At 51.8% G+C, this 18,801-nt stretch carries 15 protein-coding genes; all 15 read left to right on the top strand.

Translation table 11 applies throughout. From position 1 onward, the window contains the following. Positions 1 to 525: 525 nt before the first annotated feature. The 15 genes from ACHZCY_RS15675 to ACHZCY_RS15605 all read left to right on the top strand — a co-directional run bounded on the left by ACHZCY_RS15675 (position 526) and on the right by ACHZCY_RS15605 (position 18,790). Entirely contained in the window at positions 526 to 1,122 is a 597-nt protein-coding gene (locus ACHZCY_RS15675) for a Pvc16 family protein (protein ID WP_319549564.1), read from the top strand. Next, positions 1,115 to 1,963: a hypothetical protein gene (locus ACHZCY_RS15670; RefSeq protein ID WP_319549563.1), complete on the top strand. Its 849-nt coding sequence runs from the start codon at positions 1,115 to 1,117 to the stop codon at positions 1,961 to 1,963. The genes ACHZCY_RS15675 and ACHZCY_RS15670 overlap by 8 nt, the downstream gene beginning before the upstream one ends. Positions 1,964 to 2,038: 75 nt before the next feature. Beyond that, positions 2,039 to 3,913 (top strand): phage tail sheath family protein, encoded by a 1,875-nt coding sequence (locus tag ACHZCY_RS15665; protein WP_319549562.1) that lies wholly within the window; start codon positions 2,039 to 2,041, stop codon positions 3,911 to 3,913. 93 nt (positions 3,914 to 4,006) lie between these two features. Then, complete coding sequence (locus ACHZCY_RS15660) at positions 4,007 to 4,456, top strand: phage tail protein (protein ID WP_319549561.1); 450 nt, start codon at positions 4,007 to 4,009, stop codon at positions 4,454 to 4,456. A 3-nt stretch (positions 4,457 to 4,459) separates the two neighbouring features. Next, positions 4,460 to 6,526 carry a phage tail sheath family protein gene (locus ACHZCY_RS15655; RefSeq protein ID WP_319549560.1) on the top strand — a complete coding sequence of 689 codons (2,067 nt, stop codon included), beginning with the start codon at positions 4,460 to 4,462 and terminating at the stop codon, positions 6,524 to 6,526. 1 nt (position 6,527) lies between these two features. Continuing rightward, positions 6,528 to 7,046 carry a phage tail protein gene (locus ACHZCY_RS15650; protein ID WP_319549559.1) on the top strand — a complete coding sequence of 173 codons (519 nt, stop codon included), beginning with the start codon at positions 6,528 to 6,530 and terminating at the stop codon, positions 7,044 to 7,046. 13 nt (positions 7,047 to 7,059) lie between these two features. Continuing rightward, the gene (locus tag ACHZCY_RS15645) at positions 7,060 to 8,589 is read left to right on the top strand and encodes a CIS tube protein (protein WP_319549558.1); all 1,530 of its coding nucleotides are present in this window, start codon (positions 7,060 to 7,062) and stop codon (positions 8,587 to 8,589) included. Further along, a complete protein-coding gene (locus ACHZCY_RS15640; protein WP_319549557.1) occupies positions 8,586 to 8,756 on the top strand; it encodes a hypothetical protein in 171 nt (56 codons plus the stop codon). The genes ACHZCY_RS15645 and ACHZCY_RS15640 overlap by 4 nt, the downstream gene beginning before the upstream one ends. Then, a complete protein-coding gene (locus ACHZCY_RS15635; protein ID WP_319549556.1) occupies positions 8,749 to 9,831 on the top strand; it encodes a phage late control D family protein in 1,083 nt (360 codons plus the stop codon). The genes ACHZCY_RS15640 and ACHZCY_RS15635 overlap by 8 nt, the downstream gene beginning before the upstream one ends. 82 nt (positions 9,832 to 9,913) lie before the next feature. Continuing rightward, positions 9,914 to 10,582, top strand: a complete 669-nt coding sequence (locus ACHZCY_RS15630) for a phage baseplate assembly protein V (RefSeq protein WP_319549555.1) — start codon at positions 9,914 to 9,916, stop codon at positions 10,580 to 10,582. A gap of 15 nt (positions 10,583 to 10,597) precedes the next feature. Next, positions 10,598 to 12,298, top strand: a complete 1,701-nt coding sequence (locus ACHZCY_RS15625; protein ID WP_319549554.1) for a hypothetical protein — start codon at positions 10,598 to 10,600, stop codon at positions 12,296 to 12,298. Next, positions 12,295 to 12,699, top strand: coding sequence for a GPW/gp25 family protein (locus ACHZCY_RS15620; protein ID WP_319549553.1), 405 nt, complete (start codon positions 12,295 to 12,297; stop codon positions 12,697 to 12,699). The genes ACHZCY_RS15625 and ACHZCY_RS15620 overlap by 4 nt, the downstream gene beginning before the upstream one ends. Positions 12,700 to 12,705: 6 nt before the next feature. Next, positions 12,706 to 14,907: a putative baseplate assembly protein gene (locus tag ACHZCY_RS15615; RefSeq protein ID WP_319549552.1), complete on the top strand. Its 2,202-nt coding sequence runs from the start codon at positions 12,706 to 12,708 to the stop codon at positions 14,905 to 14,907. Between the two features lie 97 nt (positions 14,908 to 15,004). Further along, the gene (locus ACHZCY_RS15610; protein ID WP_319549551.1) at positions 15,005 to 17,173 is read left to right on the top strand and encodes a phage tail protein; all 2,169 of its coding nucleotides are present in this window, start codon (positions 15,005 to 15,007) and stop codon (positions 17,171 to 17,173) included. Between the two features lie 57 nt (positions 17,174 to 17,230). Continuing rightward, positions 17,231 to 18,790: a hypothetical protein gene (locus tag ACHZCY_RS15605; RefSeq protein ID WP_319549550.1), complete on the top strand. Its 1,560-nt coding sequence runs from the start codon at positions 17,231 to 17,233 to the stop codon at positions 18,788 to 18,790. The last annotated feature ends 11 nt before the right edge of the window (positions 18,791 to 18,801 follow it).

Here is an 18,801-nt window from a genome sequence, read left to right as displayed (position 1 = left end):
AGCTTAGATTCCGGACAGCAAAGACGGTTGACATTCATAGCCGTATTCCCCCATAGGCATACTGATTCCTGGTTTATATGAACCACCAGTTTTGGTGCATATGCACCAAATGCACCAAAAAATCTGCTTTCTCACCCCACCCACCTTATTACACTTACGAGCTCCCTACGCACTGCAAAAGCACGTTTAAAGGCATTCTCAAATCAAATGGTACAACATTTGCTAATATACCAAACAAAAGAGGCATGTCCAAGAATCCACCTTGAGGGATTAATCAAAACTTGGCTTACAACGGTTGGATGCAAATCTTGGGTCGATCCGGGCGACGTAAAGGTAACGAGACAATCTGTTAAAGTACTATAGATATCCCCAAATAATACTACTTAGAGGAATAAAAGTTTTTCAGGCTGACGGAAATCTTTCTTTATATATAGGTATATAGGCGTGTTGCATTTATTTCATGAATCCAATGCTAAGGAACTTTAGCCTTTTACTAATACGAACACTTAGAAAGGACTAAGTTAGATGGCCGACTTCACATGCATCGTGGCGACAGGAAGCAGTATCGTGAGATATTTAAACCTTTGTTTCGAAGAAAGGTCTCCAATACAAAATCAAAAAACCAGAGCGTGTCTTGTACGTACTGAAGATTTAAACAGGGACATAAATGACCTCATAAAGTTTCCGGCATTATCGCTGTTCTTGTACAGAGTTAATTTCAATGAAACCATGCGGGCTGCGTGGGCGGCAATGGGGCATCGAGATGGTGAAGCTCATTTACCTCTGGACTTACATTTTCTTTTAACGCCCTGGGCTGAAAACGCTGACTCTGAATACCGTATTTTGGGACGCGCAATGCAATGCCTCAATAACCTCCCAATTCTTTCCGGTCCGTCGCTTGACCCTTTAACAAACTGGGCACCCTATGAAGGCATCCAGCTCTATCTCGAAGATTTGTCCACAGAGGATGTGATGCGAACCTTCGACTCACTCCCAGTCGATTACAAACTGAGTGTCCCTTATGTTGCCCGATTGGTTGTTCTTGACGGCCACGAAAGAAATAATGATGTGCCAGTTACCACTGCCGTTGCGGGCCTAAGAAATGGAGTGGCCAGTGAATAGATACTTGGCCCCAGAATATACAGAGATTATTCACCAATTGGCACTTGGGATTGAATGCATCGATTTGAACCACGAAAGAGGGTTGATGCATCCAGTGCGTATCGATATTGAAAAAAAATTACCACATTCGAGTAAAAAAATTGGAGCCCCATACTGTAATTACCAATCATCAACCCAGTCACCAGACAGTCTGTGTAGGCATCCATCAGGACGGTATTGCCTGCTTTATTATCTGGGAATAAGCACCCACATCGACCTGCGCATTTATGATCATTGTCGTTATTACGTGCCACGTCGTCTTCGTGTGCCACTATTGCCCCTGGAACAAGTTAATCAAACGATAAACAGTCACCACTCATTGCGCAGACGACGGCCGGTTCTTTTCCCGGGAGCAGCCTACGACATTTACGGCAATTCGACTGGACTGAGAGGCCGTGTCCTGAGAGACGGCCAGGCCATGCGTTGGGCATTTATCGAGGCTGTGCTGCCCGGTACCGTTGAATTGGTCGGTCGCACCCGTTGTGACGACCGCGGCGAATTTCTCCTGTTACTTACCCCCGACGCAGCTCCCGAAAGTGAATTAACAAGAACAATTCAGGTCCAAGTTTCTGTCGCGGGGCCTGCTACGATTCCTGATCAAGAAAACTTCACTCGTGATACTCTTTGGGATTTACCGCTGGAGCTGCTGCCTGACCCAGGACTGATCGATAATGTTTCGTCGGGAGATTCTTTTCCGGACGGCTATGTAACCGCGCTGTCAGCCGTCCGGATCGTTGATTTTGAAATAGGCAGAATTCTAACCGGAATTGAAGAGACTCCTTTTGAATTTGAACTGCCGTAAAGGTGAGTATTTTGTTTGAGGTCAGATTTATCCCTGCATTTGACTAAATATAACAATTAAAAAAGAGGGATCGTTATGCCGGAATATCTAGCGCCTGGTGTCTTTGTTGAGGAAGTAAGTTTCCGATCAAAATCAATTGAAGGGGTGCCGACCAGCACCACCGGGTTCGTTGGGTTGGCTAGGTTCGGACCGGTTTACTATCCGGATGGACCAAGTTCCTGTGAACCAAGACTTATTACAAGTTTTACCGAATTTGAAAGAGTCTATGGCGGTCTGGAACCCATTGAGGTAGGAGAAAATAGCCCTGGTGTTGCACGTGTTCCTTATTTAGCCCATGCTGTTCGCGCTTTTTTTGAAAACGGCGGTAAACGAGTCTATATATCCAGAATTATCAAGCCAAGGAATGCTAACGATCCAAGTCCTGATTATGGTACAGCATCCCGTTCTGTTGCAGTCAGTGACATCACCGCCACCTGGAGAGCTCGCTGGCCAGGGGCCGCGGGAAATGTTTATGTCGATACCTTGATTGTGCGCAGTAAAAATCTGGCCTATGAAAACAAAGATGGGATAGTTCAGGCTAAAAGTGTCAAAGCTGGAGCGGTGGTTGAAGTTATAGCCGGCGGCGTTTCCAATCCCAGCCTTGTATTGAATGGCAACGACAGCCCAGTTGAAGCTAACCTCAGGGTAGTGCAGGTTGACGAAGAAGGGCTTCAGACCTTTGTAGATAACACAGGGGCCACCCCATCCATTAACAAAGATGATGTCATTCAATTGGTGGAGATGAAAGTTCGGGTAACGGTGAATAATGAACGAGTCGCGGAATATGTGGGACTTGGCGCCTCAGCGGAACAGAAACGAGACATCTGCAAAATTCTTCAGAAAGACGATCCGGAAGATCAGGATGCACCTGTCTGGCTTCATTTTGACCCCACTACGTCCAGCGACCCGGTTAAAAAATTCCTGCCAGCCCTTCTGGTCGCGGCCTTGCAAAGCAATAGCAACGGCCGCCTGCAGAATGGCCATGATGGTGTTCTTCCCTCTGCCGACGATTTCAAGGGCGATAAAGCGGACCTGGACGATGTCACTAAGAAGGCCACCGGACTTGAGGCACTGGGAGAGATTGACGATATCGCCATTGTCGCGATACCTGACAGCGGCGATATGGGTGATGTGGACACCTCTTTCAGCATTGCTGACAAGCTGGTAACCCACGCCACCAATCAAAAATACCGTATCGCCATCGTCGATGGTCCGAAAGGCAGTTCCTTAAATGAAATAAGGAAATTCCGCGGCAGGTTCGACAGCAAATACGGAGCAATGTACTATCCATGGATCCGGATTTTTGACCCCATGGAGCGTTTTTCACAGGGTGCACCACCCAAGCAACTCAATCTTCCGCCTTCAGGTTTTGTTGCCGGTATCTATGCCAGAAACGATATTAGCAGAGGCGTCCACAAGGCACCTGCCAACGAGGTTGTCCGCGGCCTGACACGTTTTGAAATAAATCTCAACAGGGGACATAACGAGATTATCAATCCCGAAGGCATCAATGCCTTACGCTTTCTTGATGGCAGAGGCTACAGAGTTTGGGGCGCTCGCACTATAAGTTCCGACCCGGAATGGAAGTATGTCAATGTCAGGCGTCTGTTTATCTTTATTGAACATTCCATTGATAAATCCACCCAATGGGCGGTTTTTGAACCCAACAATAGTCGACTCTGGAAAAACATAAGGCGGTCGGTTGAAGATTTTCTCTTGATACTATGGCGCGACGGCGCTCTCATGGGCTCAAGGCCTGATGAGGCATTTTTCGTGCGTTGTGACCGCACCACCATGACTCAGAACGATCTGGACAATGGCCGACTCATATGTCTCATCGGGGTTGCTCCAGTGAAACCTGCCGAATTTGTCATTTTCCGGATCGGTCAGTGGACAGGCGATACAGTGTGATTGCCACGGTCCAGTCCACTCGATGCACTGGAAAAAAGGGAAAATCCCCACAAGTCGTTTGTAAATTGAAAGAAATAACAAAAGGAGAAACCAATGGCCACAGAGAGAATAAACCCGTACGGAGCGTTTAATTTCCTGGTGTCGCTGGGAGACGGCAAGGAAACTGAGATAATTGGAGGCTTCTCGGATGTCAGCGGACTGGGCAAAGAAGTTAATTATTCCGAGTACCGCAATGGTAATGAGGTCTTCAACACGGTACGTAAGATCGCAAATACTTACAAGGTAGACGATGTCACTTTAAAGCGTGGTCTTGTCGGCTCAACGAACCTTTTCGAATGGCTGACAAAAGTCGGCAATGGTGAAGAGGACCGACGACAAGTGACGATCACCCTGTTGGATGAGGCCAGACAAGAAGTTGCTTCCTGGGTTTTAAGAGAAGCGCAGCCGAAAAAATGGACCGGCCCTACCTTGGCTGCAAAAGGCGGTAGCGAAGTCGCCATGGAAGAACTCAGCTTGGTCCATGAAGGAATCACCTTTGAGTAATCTATGCGAATGACACCTGGCCTAAGCCTCGGTGCACCGGGAATATATAACTATCCCGAACCAACGCCGAAAGTAATGGGAAGTGCCCGAATGGACGTCTGTGCCTTTGTCGGCGTCTCCCCGCGAGGACCGGTACGTCTGCCTGAAGAACCTGAGAACGGCGCCACTCTCGACTATCTACTGCAGCCGGATTCGCCGAAAAGGCGCTCCGTTGCTGTAGCCGTGGAGAGCTGGAACGAATACCTAGCCAATTTCGGAGGCTTCGAGGGGCCGGGACGGCTTCCCTATGCGGTGGCTGCTTTTTTTGAACAGGGTGGTCGCCGAGCCTATGTGGTTCGCATTGTCCACGAATATGCCACGACAGATAAGTCCACAGCAAAAGAGATTGATAAAAATAACAGCGGTGTAGCCGAGGGTATCCTGCATGGGGCAGTGTCAAGCACAGGGCGGCCCATTATCCTGCGGGCCAGAAACGAGGGAAGCTGGGGTAATAATCTGCAGGCCTCCCTGGGGTTTTCTGCTTCACCCATAACCCTGCTTCCCGGGACCACTGCGGCAGAACTGGTTATTGATGAGGCGAATATTTTAGCTATGGGTTCACTTCTGCGCCTCAGTTGGGCCGCAACTGCAAAAGAACCAGCCAAAAAAGTACTGCGCTTTGTCAGCTTTGTCCGCCGGAAAGGGGAAGAGGATTCCGGCCTTGCCACTTTGCGGGTAACCCTGGAGACAGCCGTCTCCGCTGTCCCTGATGCTGCTGAACTCATTGAAGGGATTTTCACGACGACAGACCGAGCAGGCCTGAGCGAAGAGTGGCAGGGTGTCGGCCTCTCATCGCTCCATCCCCGTTGGCTCGGCGCGGTGCTCTACAGGGAATCTAAGCTGGTCTATCCCCATAAAAACTGGGTTTCCGGCAATATTATCCCGAAATCCCCCGAACTTGTACCCTTTGCGCCATGTTTTCAATCGGCCAGCACAGCAGCAAATTTTTCAGAAGGATATGACCGATACAGCGATATAAAATTTGACGATTTTTTTGATAAATCATGGACTGTGAATGATACTGACCCTGGCGATGGCATTCAGGCCGTGAGCCATCTAGCCGATCTTTCCACGCTTGTCGTTCCTGACCTTTATGTGCCAGAGCCACTGCCGGAACAAAAAGATATCCGAGATTTCCAATCCTTTGCCGGAAGCAGCTTTGCGCCCTGTGTTGATGTTGATTGTGACATGGAAAAGATGAACAAAAAAGACCCGGCTCTTAAGGGACTCCACCTGGACCCCAACCTGCCGGATGACTTGGAAACCATTACCACTCTGCAGGAAAAACTCGCGGGATTTGTCGAGAGTCTGCAAAATTTTGTCGTTCTGCTTGACGTTCCGCCAGGTTTAAGTCGGGAAAAAATCCTCCGCTGGCGGGCCCGCTTTCAATCTTCCTATCTTGCTGCCTACTATCCTTGGTTGCGCACGGCAAGGATCAAGGATAACAGGAACAAACTGATTCTTCTCAACCCTTCGGCAGTTGCCGCTGGGATAATTGCCGCCCAGGAGACTCGCTTCGGCGTACCCCACGGCCCTGCAAATGTCATCGCAGAAGGCGTCGTCAAAGTGGATGAGGCCATCTCGCCAGTCAGACACGCCGAATTTCATCCCCGGGGTATCAATGTCTATCTCCAGGAAAAAGACGGGGTCTGGCTTTCTGCCGGTCGCACCCTGAGCCGTGATAAACGCTACCGGCAGCTTTCAGTGCGCCGTCTCATGCTGATGCTCAAACGTACCCTGCTGCAGGAGATGCAGTGGGCCGTGTTTGAACCAAACTCTCCTGATCTGTGGCGTGAAGTGCGGTTGATGCTTGGCAATTATCTACGCCGTCTCTTCATGCAGGGGGCATTCCACGGCAAGTCCGAGGAACAGGCATTTTTTGTTCATTGCGACGGCCAGCTCAATAACAGACGGGAAATCGATGCCGGCCGCATGCTTTGCGAAGTGGGGGTAGCACCTGCCGAGCCTCTGGAATTTCTCGTTGTCCGCATCACCCGTGATGGTGATGGAACACTGACTGTGGAGAGTTGAGATGAGCAACCCCCTGTTTTCCGCCTTCCGTTTTGAGGCAAAATTACGACGTTCACCTCAGATTATTGCCGGATCAAACGCTCAAGAGGACAGCAACGCTATTCCCGGCGGCGAAATGCTCGGCGACGGTGCTTTTCAAGAATGCTCAGGGCTTCAGGTGGAAATGGATGTACAGGACTATCAAGAAGGTGGCCGCAATGACGGAATCATTCGCAGGGTGGGTTGGGCAAAATACACCAATATCGTTTTAAAACGGGGCATGTTTTACGACAGGGATGGCCAGGTTAACGATGCGCTCTGGAAATGGCTGCAGGATATTGTTTCCGGAAAACCGGTTGCCCGTTATGACGGCATCATCGAAGTAAAAAGTCGGGATGCCAAAGTTGTCGCCACCTGGGTTTTCGAGCGGGGCTTACCTGCAAAAATCAGCGGCCCGCAGTTAAATGCTAAAAGCGGGGAAATTGCTATTGAGGAGTTGCACATCGCCCATGAGGGCTTGCGGTTGGTAACAGTGGAATAAAGGGAGATTAAATATGCCTCATCTAGAAAAGGCTAAGTTAGAGCCGGTACGGGCAGACCGCAACAACAGTTCGGCTGGTGATGAAATGGAGGTGCAGTTCAATCCCACTTCATTGAAGCTGAGGCTCACCAACCAAACCGAGGGTGGCCGAGCACGAGGCAGACAACGGCGCCAGCATACCGGCACCAGCTCCACAGTTTTGACCCTCCAACTCATTTTCGACAGCACCGACGAAACTACAGGTTCCGTAGAAAATCCCCAGGCTGTCTCCGTGCGTAAAAAGACCTCAATGGTCGAGCAGTTCGTCGTACCAAAATCGGATGGCTCAGAAACGCCGCCCTTGGTGAAGTTCAGCTGGAATGAGCTTGTAATCATCGGCATCATTGAAAACGTTGATATCGATTTTGATTTTTTTGCTGCAGACGGTGTCCCCTTGCGGGCCAAAGTATCCCTTTCCATTAAAGAACAGGACCGGAAATACCAGTATCTCGAGACAGGAGCCGGATCCCGGGACAATGCCAATGCCCGGACAACAGGGACAAATAGCCTTGGCCAACCTGGTTCCAGCACCAATGATACATATAGCAGCGTGGCAAGCGATCGAAGCGCTGCAGCCCTGGATGGAGAGACAGCTGCGGAATTTGCCGCCCGCATGGGCCTTGATCCCTATGCCTGGCGGGGGCTTGATGTGGACCTTTCCGCTGGCCTCAGCTTGGAGGCGGGACTTGAAGTCGGTTTTTCCGCAGGACTGAGCTTAAACGCCGGAATTGGTTTTTCCGCAGGCTTTCAAGCTGGGGCGGAGGTATCCCTTGAAGCCTCGTTCGGTCTTGAGGCAAAGGCCGGGGTCAATGCCAGTATGTCGGCCAATCTCTCTGCCAATGTCTCTGCCGGTTTTGCCCTTTCAGCAGCCGGCGGCGTTGGTGCTGCCATCGAATCGGTGAAAAGCCTCAAGGCCCAGACCGCAGCAGAGGAAGCAAGAGAGTCCTTCCGCCCCACGGGAAGCATCTCCATGGCGGCATCGTCGGCAGCACCGGAAGATCCGACCAGCTTTTCGTCCGCAACGTCAGCAAACATGTCTACGCCTGCAATGGTTGGCGCTACTTCCAGCAATGCATCTCATCAGACAATAACCGCATCAAGTGGCATTGCATTTTCAAAATCTCTTCAGCAGTCAACCTCGGAGCATTCGCCGCTTACGACAAACGGCTTTACAACTTACAGCCAGCAGCAAGCTGCACCATCGGCACCCCCGATATCCAACGCTGATAAAAGAGCAACGGGTTTTGGTTATGGCGTGCCACTCAGGCCACAGATAAAAACTACACTGCCCCTGGACCAGCCAAGGATCTGCAGCCTGGAATCATGTATTCCAACAGGCAAGAACGCTGGGCCTAAATTTAGCAGCGACCCAACCCTTTCGCCCTGGATTAAATTACCGGTCCGGAATAAAAGCCGAAAGTTGGCTGATGAGGCAAAGACGGCAAAACAGGCTCATGCCTGCGGGGTACTGTATACAAATAAAAGAAAAGGGGGGACTTGGTGACAACCAGAGTAGAGCGCGTCATATCGGAAGTAATTCCGCAACAGGATGCATCGGAATCAGGAGAAAAAGGTGATGAACGCTGGAGCGACAAGGAAAAGATCATGGCGACGATGGCCCATCATGAACGCCTGAAATTAAGGGTTGCCGCAGAGGGATTTGATGACTGAGAATCTTTACTTCACCTCAAGCCCGGTATTTGAAATTGACGGCCAGGTATATGGAGAGCTGGCCCGGGATATCGTGCGGCTGCAGGTGGAAGAAGGTACCCATGGACTCAAAACCCTTTGGGTCAAGCTGGCGGCCATTGGCCCGGCTACGGATTCGGGAGGCGAAGAGGAGACCCTGAATTATCTTGACGGCCGTATCCTTGACTTTGGCAAGGAAATTAACGTGGCCATCGGTCCACCCGACTCCCAGCGCACCATTTTCCATGGCTCTATTTCTGCCCTAGAGGTGAGCTTTGAAGAAGGAGAGGAACCAGAGGTGACCTTCTATGCTGAGGATAACCTCATGGATCTGCGCATGACCCGCAGGATGAAAACCTATGAGCAGATGACTGATGCTGATATCGCCTCAGAGATTGCCAGCGCCCATAGTCTGAATCCTGCAGTCGATGCCCAGGGTCCGACCTATGATGTTGTCCAGCAATGGAACATGAGCGACCTTGCCTTCCTGCGTGAGCGGGCTCGCCTGTTGCAGGCCGAAGTCTGGGTGGAAAGCGACACTCTCCATTTCAAAACTCGAGACCGTCGACAGGGGACGACAATTACTCTGGTGCGTGGCAATGATTTAATCAGGGTGCAGGCAAGCGCTGATCTTGCCCACCAGCGCACTGAGGTCAGGGTAAGCGGTTATGATGCATCGGCACGGGAAGCCATAGATGAAAGCGCTGGTAAAGATGCCGTTGCCGCTGAAATTTCCGGTGGACGCACTGGGCCGTCAATACTGCAAAATGCCTTTGGTGAACGAATATCCCATCGGGTTCGAGAGGTGTGCCTCAACAGCTCGGAAGCAGCAGACTGGGCACGTGCCGAGATGCTTCGCCGCGCCAGGGGATTTATCACCGTCCGCGGCGTCACCAACGGCACTCCGGATATGATCGTCGGCAGCAGTCTTACTCTGGAAAGAATGGGAGGACCCTTTAACGGCCAAGGCTATTACGTCACCTGGGTCTGCCATACCTATGACCTGAACCAGGGCCATCGCACCGAGTTCGAGGCGCAGCGGTCGACAGTGGGGTGAAAAGTAAAGACCGAGGAGTAATAAATTAATAGTTTGTTGCAGCCACTATAAACCTAAAAGCAGGGGATAAAAAGACTACTTTATGATTCACGATTTCACACCGGACGGCGGCAGACAGCTTTATTACGGGGTGTACCCAGCCATAGTCACCGATGTTGTGGATCCGGAAACTCTTGGCAGGGTTGAGGTCAAATTTCCCTGGTTGGGTACGGATGGCGACAACCATGTGCGTGCCTGGGCAACCTTGGTTTCCAATTATGCCGACGACGACCAAGGCTTTCAGGCGCTGCCGGAAGTCGACAGTCAGGTGGTGGTGGCCTTTGAGGCGGGCAATCTGCGCAGGCCCTATATTATCGGTGCCTGCTGGAACGGCCAGGAGTCTATGCCGGTGGCCCCGGAGGCTGCCAACAACAAGCGTGTGATCAGGACCAGGTCAAAAAGCATACTTGAATTCGATGATACCCAAGGGGCAGCAAAGATAACACTGTCCCTTGAAAGCGGACATAAACTCGTTCTGGACGATGCGGGCCAGACCGTCACCCTGACCCATTCCAATGGTTCGGTGCTGCGTTTTACCGCCAGCGGCCAGATCGAAATCCAGGCTAATGCCACTGTGGAGCTGACCGCTGCTGCCCTCAACGTCCATGTCCCCGTGGCAACTTTTGACGGTATCGTCAATTGCACGACCTTGAACGCCAGCATCGGGGTAATTTCGCCAATGTATACGCCTGGGGCAGGCAATGTTTGGTAGGAAAGGAGTGAAAACTTGAAAAATCGTTATCGTTATCCCTGGAAATTGAGAGGTCCCTGGTATCGCAGGGAAACCAGTGGCGGTCCGGTAGGTCGAGGCGACCGTCCGATTATTCAGAAATATGCCTCTTCTGATTTTGTCAATATCTTCCTTGAGGAGCCTCAGCGTTCCCTAAAATATGTCTGCGAAGATTTTGTCAACCGTATTTGTCTCGGCAGCGTTTATGAGCCGGTAACTCCGGCAACTCGCCAGACAGGAGACGCACTGAAACTCTTTCTGGACACCCACAGCCGCTTTTACCTGGTGGTCTGTGAGCTCAATTGCCAAGCGCCGGGATGCCCCAGCGTTTCCCGCGATCAGGTCTGCGAGGCCGGTTTTGTCGTACGCCGCTACCGAAGCCGCACTGAGCCCAAAATCCGTGTTGCTTTAGCTAAAGTTATGACAGAGCGCAACCTTATCATGGCTAAAATTAAAAAAATCCTGCCAAAACAGCAGATGGCTAGTACTTCCGGAAGCACACAGTTTTTGCAGAACCCCTTGAAATGGTTACAGGATGCCGGCGAAAGCGCCCGCAGCAAAAGACTTCAATCCCTGCAGTTTGAATATGCCGCCAACACCCGTAAGCTTCAGGAAATTGCCCTAAACCATAAAATCGAGCTCATCACTCAAAAATGGTTGGTTAATCCGGACCTGAAAGGAACCGGTTCCTGGCATGAGGTGAGCGATGAAACGCCCCAGAAGATAGATGAGGAGATCTATCCCCTCTATCCACTCATCCCCGACCCCGCAGCAAAGAATCATTCAGCTACCGGCAAGACCATCTATTTCGGAGTGGTGCCCACCTCCAGCGCTGATCTCGATGAACTGGGCAACCCAAAATTTGACATTGAAAGTGCCCATGAGATACGTTGCTTTGTCCGCCGCCATAAGGAGGACTGCCCGTTAAAACCCACCAGGAACGATTGTCCCGGCGAAATCGTCTGGAGCGAAGCCACCGAAAGTTACAAACTAGCCGCCTTCCTCGATCTGGACGGCTCTGGCCATAAGCCGATTAACATCCAGCTCCCCGACCTCAACGCCCTGAAAGACCAGGCCCTGCGGGGACCGGCCGGTAAGGGCCTCAATGTCCGGATGAACCCGCCGCCGGATTCGACGCTCAATTCCGTAAAAAACAATAATGATATGGGTATGGGAGACAAAGGCGACTGGAATACTTCCCAAAGCGGCCAGATCTGTTTTTTCTGTATCCCTCTGATTACCATGGTCGCCCTCTTTGTCCTGCGTATCTTTCTGCCCATTGTCGTTTTTCTCTTCGGGCTCTGGTTCTTACTCAAACTAAAACTCTGCATTCCGCCGAGTTTCTCATTCGATGCCCAGGTGGCTGCCGACCTGAAGGTTTTCGGGCCTGAGTTCATGGTCAATATTGAAGCGGAAATCTCTGTGAAAGGTTCCGTCATCATCGGCGGCATCGTCTATAACGATGTCAATACACTGAAGCAGGACATTAAAAACATGCTCAATAGCGACAACGAGCTTCCTGGTTATCTGAAGGATGGTTTCATGGACCAAGTGGACACCGACTTTGATACCACCATGGATATCATCATCGGCATGGCCACAGATTTTTCCGATGATCCGGAAGTTCCTGAGATGGCTGGTGACATGCCCCAAGCTACCGACGGCTTGATATATTTTGCCAAGGTGAACCCGCTATGAAAACGGCAAAGGCCACCATCCAAAGCATTCTCGGCAAGGGCTGGAATTTTCCGGTGCTGCCCGACAGCATTGATAAGCAACTGCACTACACCGTAGGTCCTGATAAGGTTCTTCAATCCATCTGGATCATCCTGGATACCGAGCCAGGCGAGCGCATCATGCGACCTGATTTCGGCTGCGGACTACGTCGCTATCTCATGAAGCCGAATACGTCGGCAACCAGGGCATTAATAAGGCGGGATGCGGAGCGCGCCCTGGCAAGCTGGGAGCCGAGGGTCAAAGTACGGCAGGTGGAGGTGACCACCGGAGACGATCCGGCCATGGTACTTATCCACATCCATTACCTGCATGTGCGCGACGGCAGCCCTGCTAACCTTGTCTACCCCTTTTATCTGGAGTAAACGACTATGCCGCTTAACCGTCCCATACTTGACGACCGATCCTACGTGCAATTGCGCGATGAACTCATCCGTCGTATCCCGGTCTACGCTCCGGAATGGACGGATCATAACCCCAGCGACCCCGGCATCACCTTAATTGAGCTTTTTTCCTTTCTCGGGGAAAATTTACTCTACCGCTTCAATCAAATCCCTGATGCCACCTATATGGAATTCCTGCGGCTTTTGCAGATTCCGTTGCGCCCTGCCACTGCCTCACGGACCCTTGCGGTGATAACCACCAAAGAGGCGAATGGTGTCCGGGTACCCAGGGGAACCGAGGCCAAGGCAGGGAGCGTTCTCTTTGAAACCCTAACAGAAGTGCGGGCTCTGCCGGTGACTTGCCTCGCTGTTTCTAAACGAGAAGTCGATCCCCCCCTGGCAGAGAGTGAAGAGGGCATTTTCTTCAAGCAGTCCTATGAAAGTGTTGGCCTTGCTTCAGAAGATGCTACCGCGCCATACAAAAGCGAGCTTGTGCCCACCGAGTCTCCCGGTATTCCAGTCGATTTTGACAAGGCAGTGGACTCTATGCTCTGGCTGGCAGTGCTTGCCGAAAACGTAGAAGCTGTTGAGACCGTCAAAAAACATCTTGCCGAACATAAGGATGCCCCCCTGCTCTTAAACATCGGCTTTGTTCCGGAAATCCGACTCGATGCCGATGAGGAAATTCCCTCTCCTAAGTTTACCGAGCGCTTTCGTTGCCCCGGCGAGGAAACGACCATCGATTTTCCAGCGGTGCAGTGGTCCATATCCACCGGAGTTTTTGAAGGCGACGGGACTCCGCTCTATCGTTCACTGACAATTGAGCATGACACCACCGAAGGACTGAGCCGCGAGGGTGTCATACGCCTGCGACTGCCCAGGGATCTCGTTAATATGGGTGATTTTCCCGTTGATGACCCTGACATGGTGGGCACAGGAGATCTGCCGCCACGCCTTGACGATGAAGAAACCGAGCGACGGGTTATTTTCTGGTTACGGGCTTTTCATCTTGAGGGCAACGGTTTTGGCAAGGTGCTCTATGTGGGCACTAACGCTACCCAGGTCGTGCAGACCCGCCAGGCCAAGGCGGAATTTCTCGGCACCGGTAACGGTCAGCCCAATCAGGAGTATGCACTGATCCATAAAAACGGTGTCTCTGGTTCTCTGGATCTCGAAGTTGAAGAGAGCAAGGGCTGGCAATCCTGGAAAGAAACCTACAGCTTCCATGCCAGCCGGGAAAGTGACAGGCAGTATGTTCTCGACGCCGAAGCCGGCAAGGTAAAATTCGGCAACGGCCTGCAGGGCTATACTCCCCAAATCGGCCAGAGGATACGAGTACTCAGTTACCGTTACGGAGGTGGTTTAAAGGGGAACGTCGCTCCTGGTGCCATCAGTAAGCTCAACGGCATATCTTCGGTAAAGGTGACCAATCCCTTGGTTGCCTATGGAGGCGCCGACGCCGAAAGCCTGGAGAAGGCTCTTGACCGCATTCCAGGTGAATTGAGAAGACGCGACCGTGCAGTTACCAGCGATGATTTCCGTGAACTGGCAGAGATGGCACCGGGAGCCAATATCGGTCGGGCCGAATGTCTGCCTCTCTATCATCCTCACCTACCGAAGACGGATTCTTCCGGGGTAGTCAGTGTCATTGTCTGGCCCACGGAGGATAACGATAACCCCGATGCACCCATGCCGAATAAAAATCAGCTGCGTTCTGTCTGTCAGTGGCTTGACGCCCGGCGGCTGGTAACCACGGAACTGTATGTCTTGCCACCTAGATACCGTGAAATCGCAGTGGCCGTAGGCCTCCAGGTGAAAGCAGGTTACGGTATCGATGCGGTTCGACATTGGGTAGAGCTCGTCATCAGGCAGTATCTGGCACCGCTACCTCCCTATGGCCCGGAAGGAAAGGGGTGGCCACTGGGACGTCGAATACACGGCCCGGAACTTGAGGCCGCCGCCCTTCAGGTTGAAGGGGTGGAGTATCTGGTTGATCTGCAGGTGGTCGGTTGGGACAGCAATGGCATTCGCCTCGATAACACAGTTGAACTTAGAAGGGATGAGGTTATTGAGTTGATCGGTATCACTGTGGAAGTCGGACCTGTAACCGTTGATGTCGGCGAAGCCCTGCAGCCAAAGCCCCCGAAGAAACCTGCCGTGCCGGTGCCGGTATTAAAAGAAGAATGTTAGTGAGAAAGTGAGGGGGAGAGGAGCTAGGAATGGAGAGTAAGGGAAGGGTTGCTGGAATTATGAAACTCATTGTATCTACGCAAAAAGGATAAACCATATGTCCCGGGACTTTGTCATGGTGCATAGTGCGGACCAGTGGCTGCGCACAGCTTTTAAGGATACCTCCATGGGGGTTGAGCGGGACGCGGTGCAGCTTGCCTGGGAGTTGGAGGAAAATGATGATGTAGGGGTTACTCCTCCTTCTTCAGCAGGACTTGCCTTTGATCCCTGGTGCCGTTTGTACAGGAGTATTCCGGAACAGGGGTGTGTCACCAGGGCGCTCTGGGGTGATTCCGGTCCGGAAGGCACAATGGAAACGAATCTTTTTGCAACGGTTTCCCCTCAGCGCGGGGATTTTATTCTTGAAAAGAATGGATCTCAAGCGTTCAATGAACCCCAGGGGCTTGCCATTGACAGCCTTGGTCGTCTCTTTATTGCGGAATCGGCAAGCGGCCGTATTTTTATTTATGATCTTCTCGAAAAACGATTGCTGCGGATGGTGCATCTTGGCAGGGCTGTGCGTGATCTGGCCTGCCACGGCCACACGGTTTTTGCCCTTCTGGACGGCCCCCCCACCTTGGCCATCCTTGATGCCCGGTCGGGTCCACGTCTGCAAAACATCACCGCCACCCTTTTACAACCTTCGCGTCTTGCTGTTTCTTTTCAAGGTTGTATCTGGGTACTTGACTGTGGTGGTGAGGAAGATGCCACTGTTGTGCCGCTGGATCTGTCCTATGAAGCATTCTCAGTCCCCCATGCCACAGACCTTGAGTTCAGCGATGAGGATGTTGTCGTTGTTGCCAGAACACCGGGTCAGGATTTTCGGAGATTTCGAGTTCTCCCGGAAAAACAGTTTGAACTGCCCCATATGCGGGCCCGACATTATGACGGCAGGGGTATTGTCAGGATACCCAATGGCGGTATCGGTTTTTGGACGGCAAACGGATTTGGCCGGGCCACCCTTGCCCGTATGCGTTACGTAAAGGAAGGACGGGTAATCAGTTTTCGCCTTGACAGCGGCCGTTTTCAGACGGTTTGGGGCAGGATGTTTCTCGATGCCTGCATTCCCAAAGGAACCAAGGTAACGATTCGCTGTCTGACTCTGGACGAGGTCCCTGATGAGGCTAAACCCGTTCGTCGTACACCGCCGGCAAATACCACTTCAATGACAATACACCGGCCGGATCTTTCGCCCCCCATGCCTCCAAAAGATTTCCTTGATGCTGCCTCTAAGAGCCACATTCTGCACCGCCGCGGCATGGGATCCGAAATTCCCTGGAAAGGTAACGACAGGGCCACTGGCTATGCCACTTATGAAGCCCCGGTTATTGCCGATGCGGGTCGCTACCTCTGGGTAGTACTTGAACTCAAAGGTACCACCCGTCTAACTCCGCGGCTAAAAAGCCTGCGGGTGGAGTATCCAGCCCATGACCTGTTGCGGCGGCTGCCGCGCCTTTATTCCAGGGACAAGACCACAGCGGATTTCCTAGGCCGTTATCTGTCAATCATGGAAGGGTCCATGCGGGAAATCGATCTGCGCGCGATTTACCGCCATATTCTTCTTGATCCCGATGCCACACCCCAGGAAGTATTGCCCTGGCTTGCAGGCTTTATTGGCATGACTCTGGATGAACGCTGGCCCCTTAACGCGAGAAGAACGTTGATCAGAAACGGCGTCTGGCTCTTCCGTTATCGTGGCACGGTTACTGGTTTGAAACGATTTATTGAAATATATCTCTGCAGATCCATTGAAATTGTCGAGCATTTCAAGGTCAGTGGACTGGGCGGAGCCATTGTCGGGGAAGCGGATGCACTTGCTTCCAGGGCCGTGCTTGGGGCCGGCTTTCGAGTCGGCGGCAATGTTGGCCACACAGAGGCGGTATCGGTGAACGAGGAGACCATTGAGGATGCCTTTGAGTCCCATGCTCATCGCTTCAGCATTGTCATCCCCATTTCTCTTGATCAGGAAAAGAAGGAAGTTATTAAGCATATCCTCGACCTTCATCGCCCCTGCCACACCATGTACGATATCTGTTCTGTTGATGCAGGAATGAAGGCAGGGATCGGCCTCTATATTGGGTTGACCAGTATGGTCGGTAGAACTTCGGGGTTTGGCACAGTGCAGACCGGTGGTTCCCTCCTGGGACGCCATGATATCATCGGCCGTCCTGTGGCTGGGACCAGGCCGGGAAGCAGCCGACTGGGTGAGGATAGCAGAGTCGGCTAACAGTTGATGCGCTCAGGCGGATCAGCAATAAGACAACAGTGCGAAGGCAGAAGGAATATGGAAACTCTTCATATTGAACACTTTCAGGCGCGTTATCATCTGCCGCCTTCCATGTTTGATCAGCTGGACAGGCTTGACCATATACTGGGCGAGATGCTGGACGGCTCACTGGCATTGGCCCTGGAACGCCTGGGAATTTCCCCTCGTGAGGAGATCTGCATCCGCCGGGTTCATGCGCCGGTGAGACTGCGAAGCAACTCTGTCGATTCAGACCTCATTACCGATTGGAGCATGTCCCTGGCTGAGAGCTTTCATGAAGTTCTATCCCAGAACGACCCGGCCAATGTTATCCGTTACCCATCCCGCATACATGGATTTATCGATTTTGCCGACAGCGTGGCAAGAGGAGATTTTCATCGGGCCTGGGCCTGGAAACAGCTAAATTTTTCGGTGGATCCGCGGATTGATTCCGTCAGCGAGGCAGCAGAGAAACTTGTCTCCAGCCTGGTCCGGGAATCACAATACATTATCCCACTTCTAACGGCCATGGCAGCTGCGGGGAGGCTGAGAAGGTTGCTGCTTCTTCTGCCGCCCATCTGGTGGCAGGATCTGGCCGTAGCTGCACTCATGGCCCACGGGGTGGAGGTTGACAGCTCAATAACTGAGACAATAGGTGGTACCCCTGTGAAAGCGCCTACCGCTGCAAGAGTCGTTGCGGAAAGGATTATCAGAGAATCCTCCCTTGCCAGTGTTGTTTTCCAGGATCAAACAGTTTTTTTGAATAAAGCGCAACTTCTGCCATCATGGGCAAAACTTATTCTGCTTGAAAGGGAGCCGGTATTGTTCCGGGGTGGTCTGTATGAAGCCGAGGTGATCCTTGGAGCCATAGAGGAAAAAATTCATCCGAAAACAAGGCTGTCCAAGACCGTTCCGGCAGAAAAATCTGCAAAAATGAAGGATTACGGTACCAGGGAAACAACAAGCACCAGTCAGGAAATCCCGAATCAAGCTAGGTCTTCCCAAAAATTACCTCATAGTCACGGCATGGGTGCTTCTTTAAGAGAGGACGATATCCCGGCCTGGGAACCGATTCAAAGAGAGGCCTTTCTCCGCCCACGGAGCCAAGGATGCACTGAATTTGGCGGTCTGCTTTTTCTGCTGCCACTCTTGGAGCACTCCGGCATCATCGATGAAATAGTTGTCAAAGGCATGGGCAGCCGTTCTCTTGGCTGGTTTCTTCATGGCTTGGCTCTTCATCTTCTTCCTACAGATACAGCTGATCCAGCCACACTCGCCTTCTGCGGTCTGCGACCCGACGCCCCCTTGCCATGGGAGAATGAGCCGGGGCCGAATGAGGATGAAAAACAGCTGCTGGCCAATTGGCGACTGAAAATCATCAAAGCTCTGGCAGAGCATATAACCTGGCAGAAAATGAAGCCTGAGCAGATCCTGCAGAAAATTTGCTGCCGCAAGGCTGCAATTGTCGCTGATCCGGGCTGGTTTGAAGTTATTTTTTCGTTACAAGACGTATCAACGGAGATACGCCGGGCAGGGCTCGATCAAGACCCTGGATTTATCCCTTGGCTTGGCGTGATTATAAAATTTTTTTATGAGTGATTTTTTTTACC

The organism is Desulfogranum marinum, assembly GCF_963675105.2.
Classification (GTDB): domain Bacteria; phylum Desulfobacterota; class Desulfobulbia; order Desulfobulbales; family Desulfobulbaceae; genus Desulfogranum; species Desulfogranum marinum.
Note: the sequence above shows the minus strand (reverse complement) of the source record. Positions and strands in the feature narration are given on the sequence as shown.

What these genes read in the sequence shown, in the direction of transcription:
- ACHZCY_RS15675 (WP_319549564.1), top strand. Translation starts at nt 526, where the DNA reads ATGGCCGACTTCACATGCATCGTGGCGACAGGAAGCAGTATCGTGAGA.
- ACHZCY_RS15665 (WP_319549562.1), top strand. Translation starts at nt 2,039, where the DNA reads ATGCCGGAATATCTAGCGCCTGGTGTCTTTGTTGAGGAAGTAAGTTTC.
- ACHZCY_RS15660 (WP_319549561.1), top strand. Translation starts at nt 4,007, where the DNA reads ATGGCCACAGAGAGAATAAACCCGTACGGAGCGTTTAATTTCCTGGTG.
- ACHZCY_RS15655 (WP_319549560.1), top strand. Translation starts at nt 4,460, where the DNA reads ATGCGAATGACACCTGGCCTAAGCCTCGGTGCACCGGGAATATATAAC.
- ACHZCY_RS15650 (WP_319549559.1), top strand. Translation starts at nt 6,528, where the DNA reads ATGAGCAACCCCCTGTTTTCCGCCTTCCGTTTTGAGGCAAAATTACGA.
- ACHZCY_RS15645 (WP_319549558.1), top strand. Translation starts at nt 7,060, where the DNA reads ATGCCTCATCTAGAAAAGGCTAAGTTAGAGCCGGTACGGGCAGACCGC.
- ACHZCY_RS15635 (WP_319549556.1), top strand. Translation starts at nt 8,749, where the DNA reads ATGACTGAGAATCTTTACTTCACCTCAAGCCCGGTATTTGAAATTGAC.
- ACHZCY_RS15630 (WP_319549555.1), top strand. Translation starts at nt 9,914, where the DNA reads ATGATTCACGATTTCACACCGGACGGCGGCAGACAGCTTTATTACGGG.
- ACHZCY_RS15620 (WP_319549553.1), top strand. Translation starts at nt 12,295, where the DNA reads ATGAAAACGGCAAAGGCCACCATCCAAAGCATTCTCGGCAAGGGCTGG.
- ACHZCY_RS15615 (WP_319549552.1), top strand. Translation starts at nt 12,706, where the DNA reads ATGCCGCTTAACCGTCCCATACTTGACGACCGATCCTACGTGCAATTG.
- ACHZCY_RS15610 (WP_319549551.1), top strand. Translation starts at nt 15,005, where the DNA reads ATGTCCCGGGACTTTGTCATGGTGCATAGTGCGGACCAGTGGCTGCGC.
- ACHZCY_RS15605 (WP_319549550.1), top strand. Translation starts at nt 17,231, where the DNA reads ATGGAAACTCTTCATATTGAACACTTTCAGGCGCGTTATCATCTGCCG.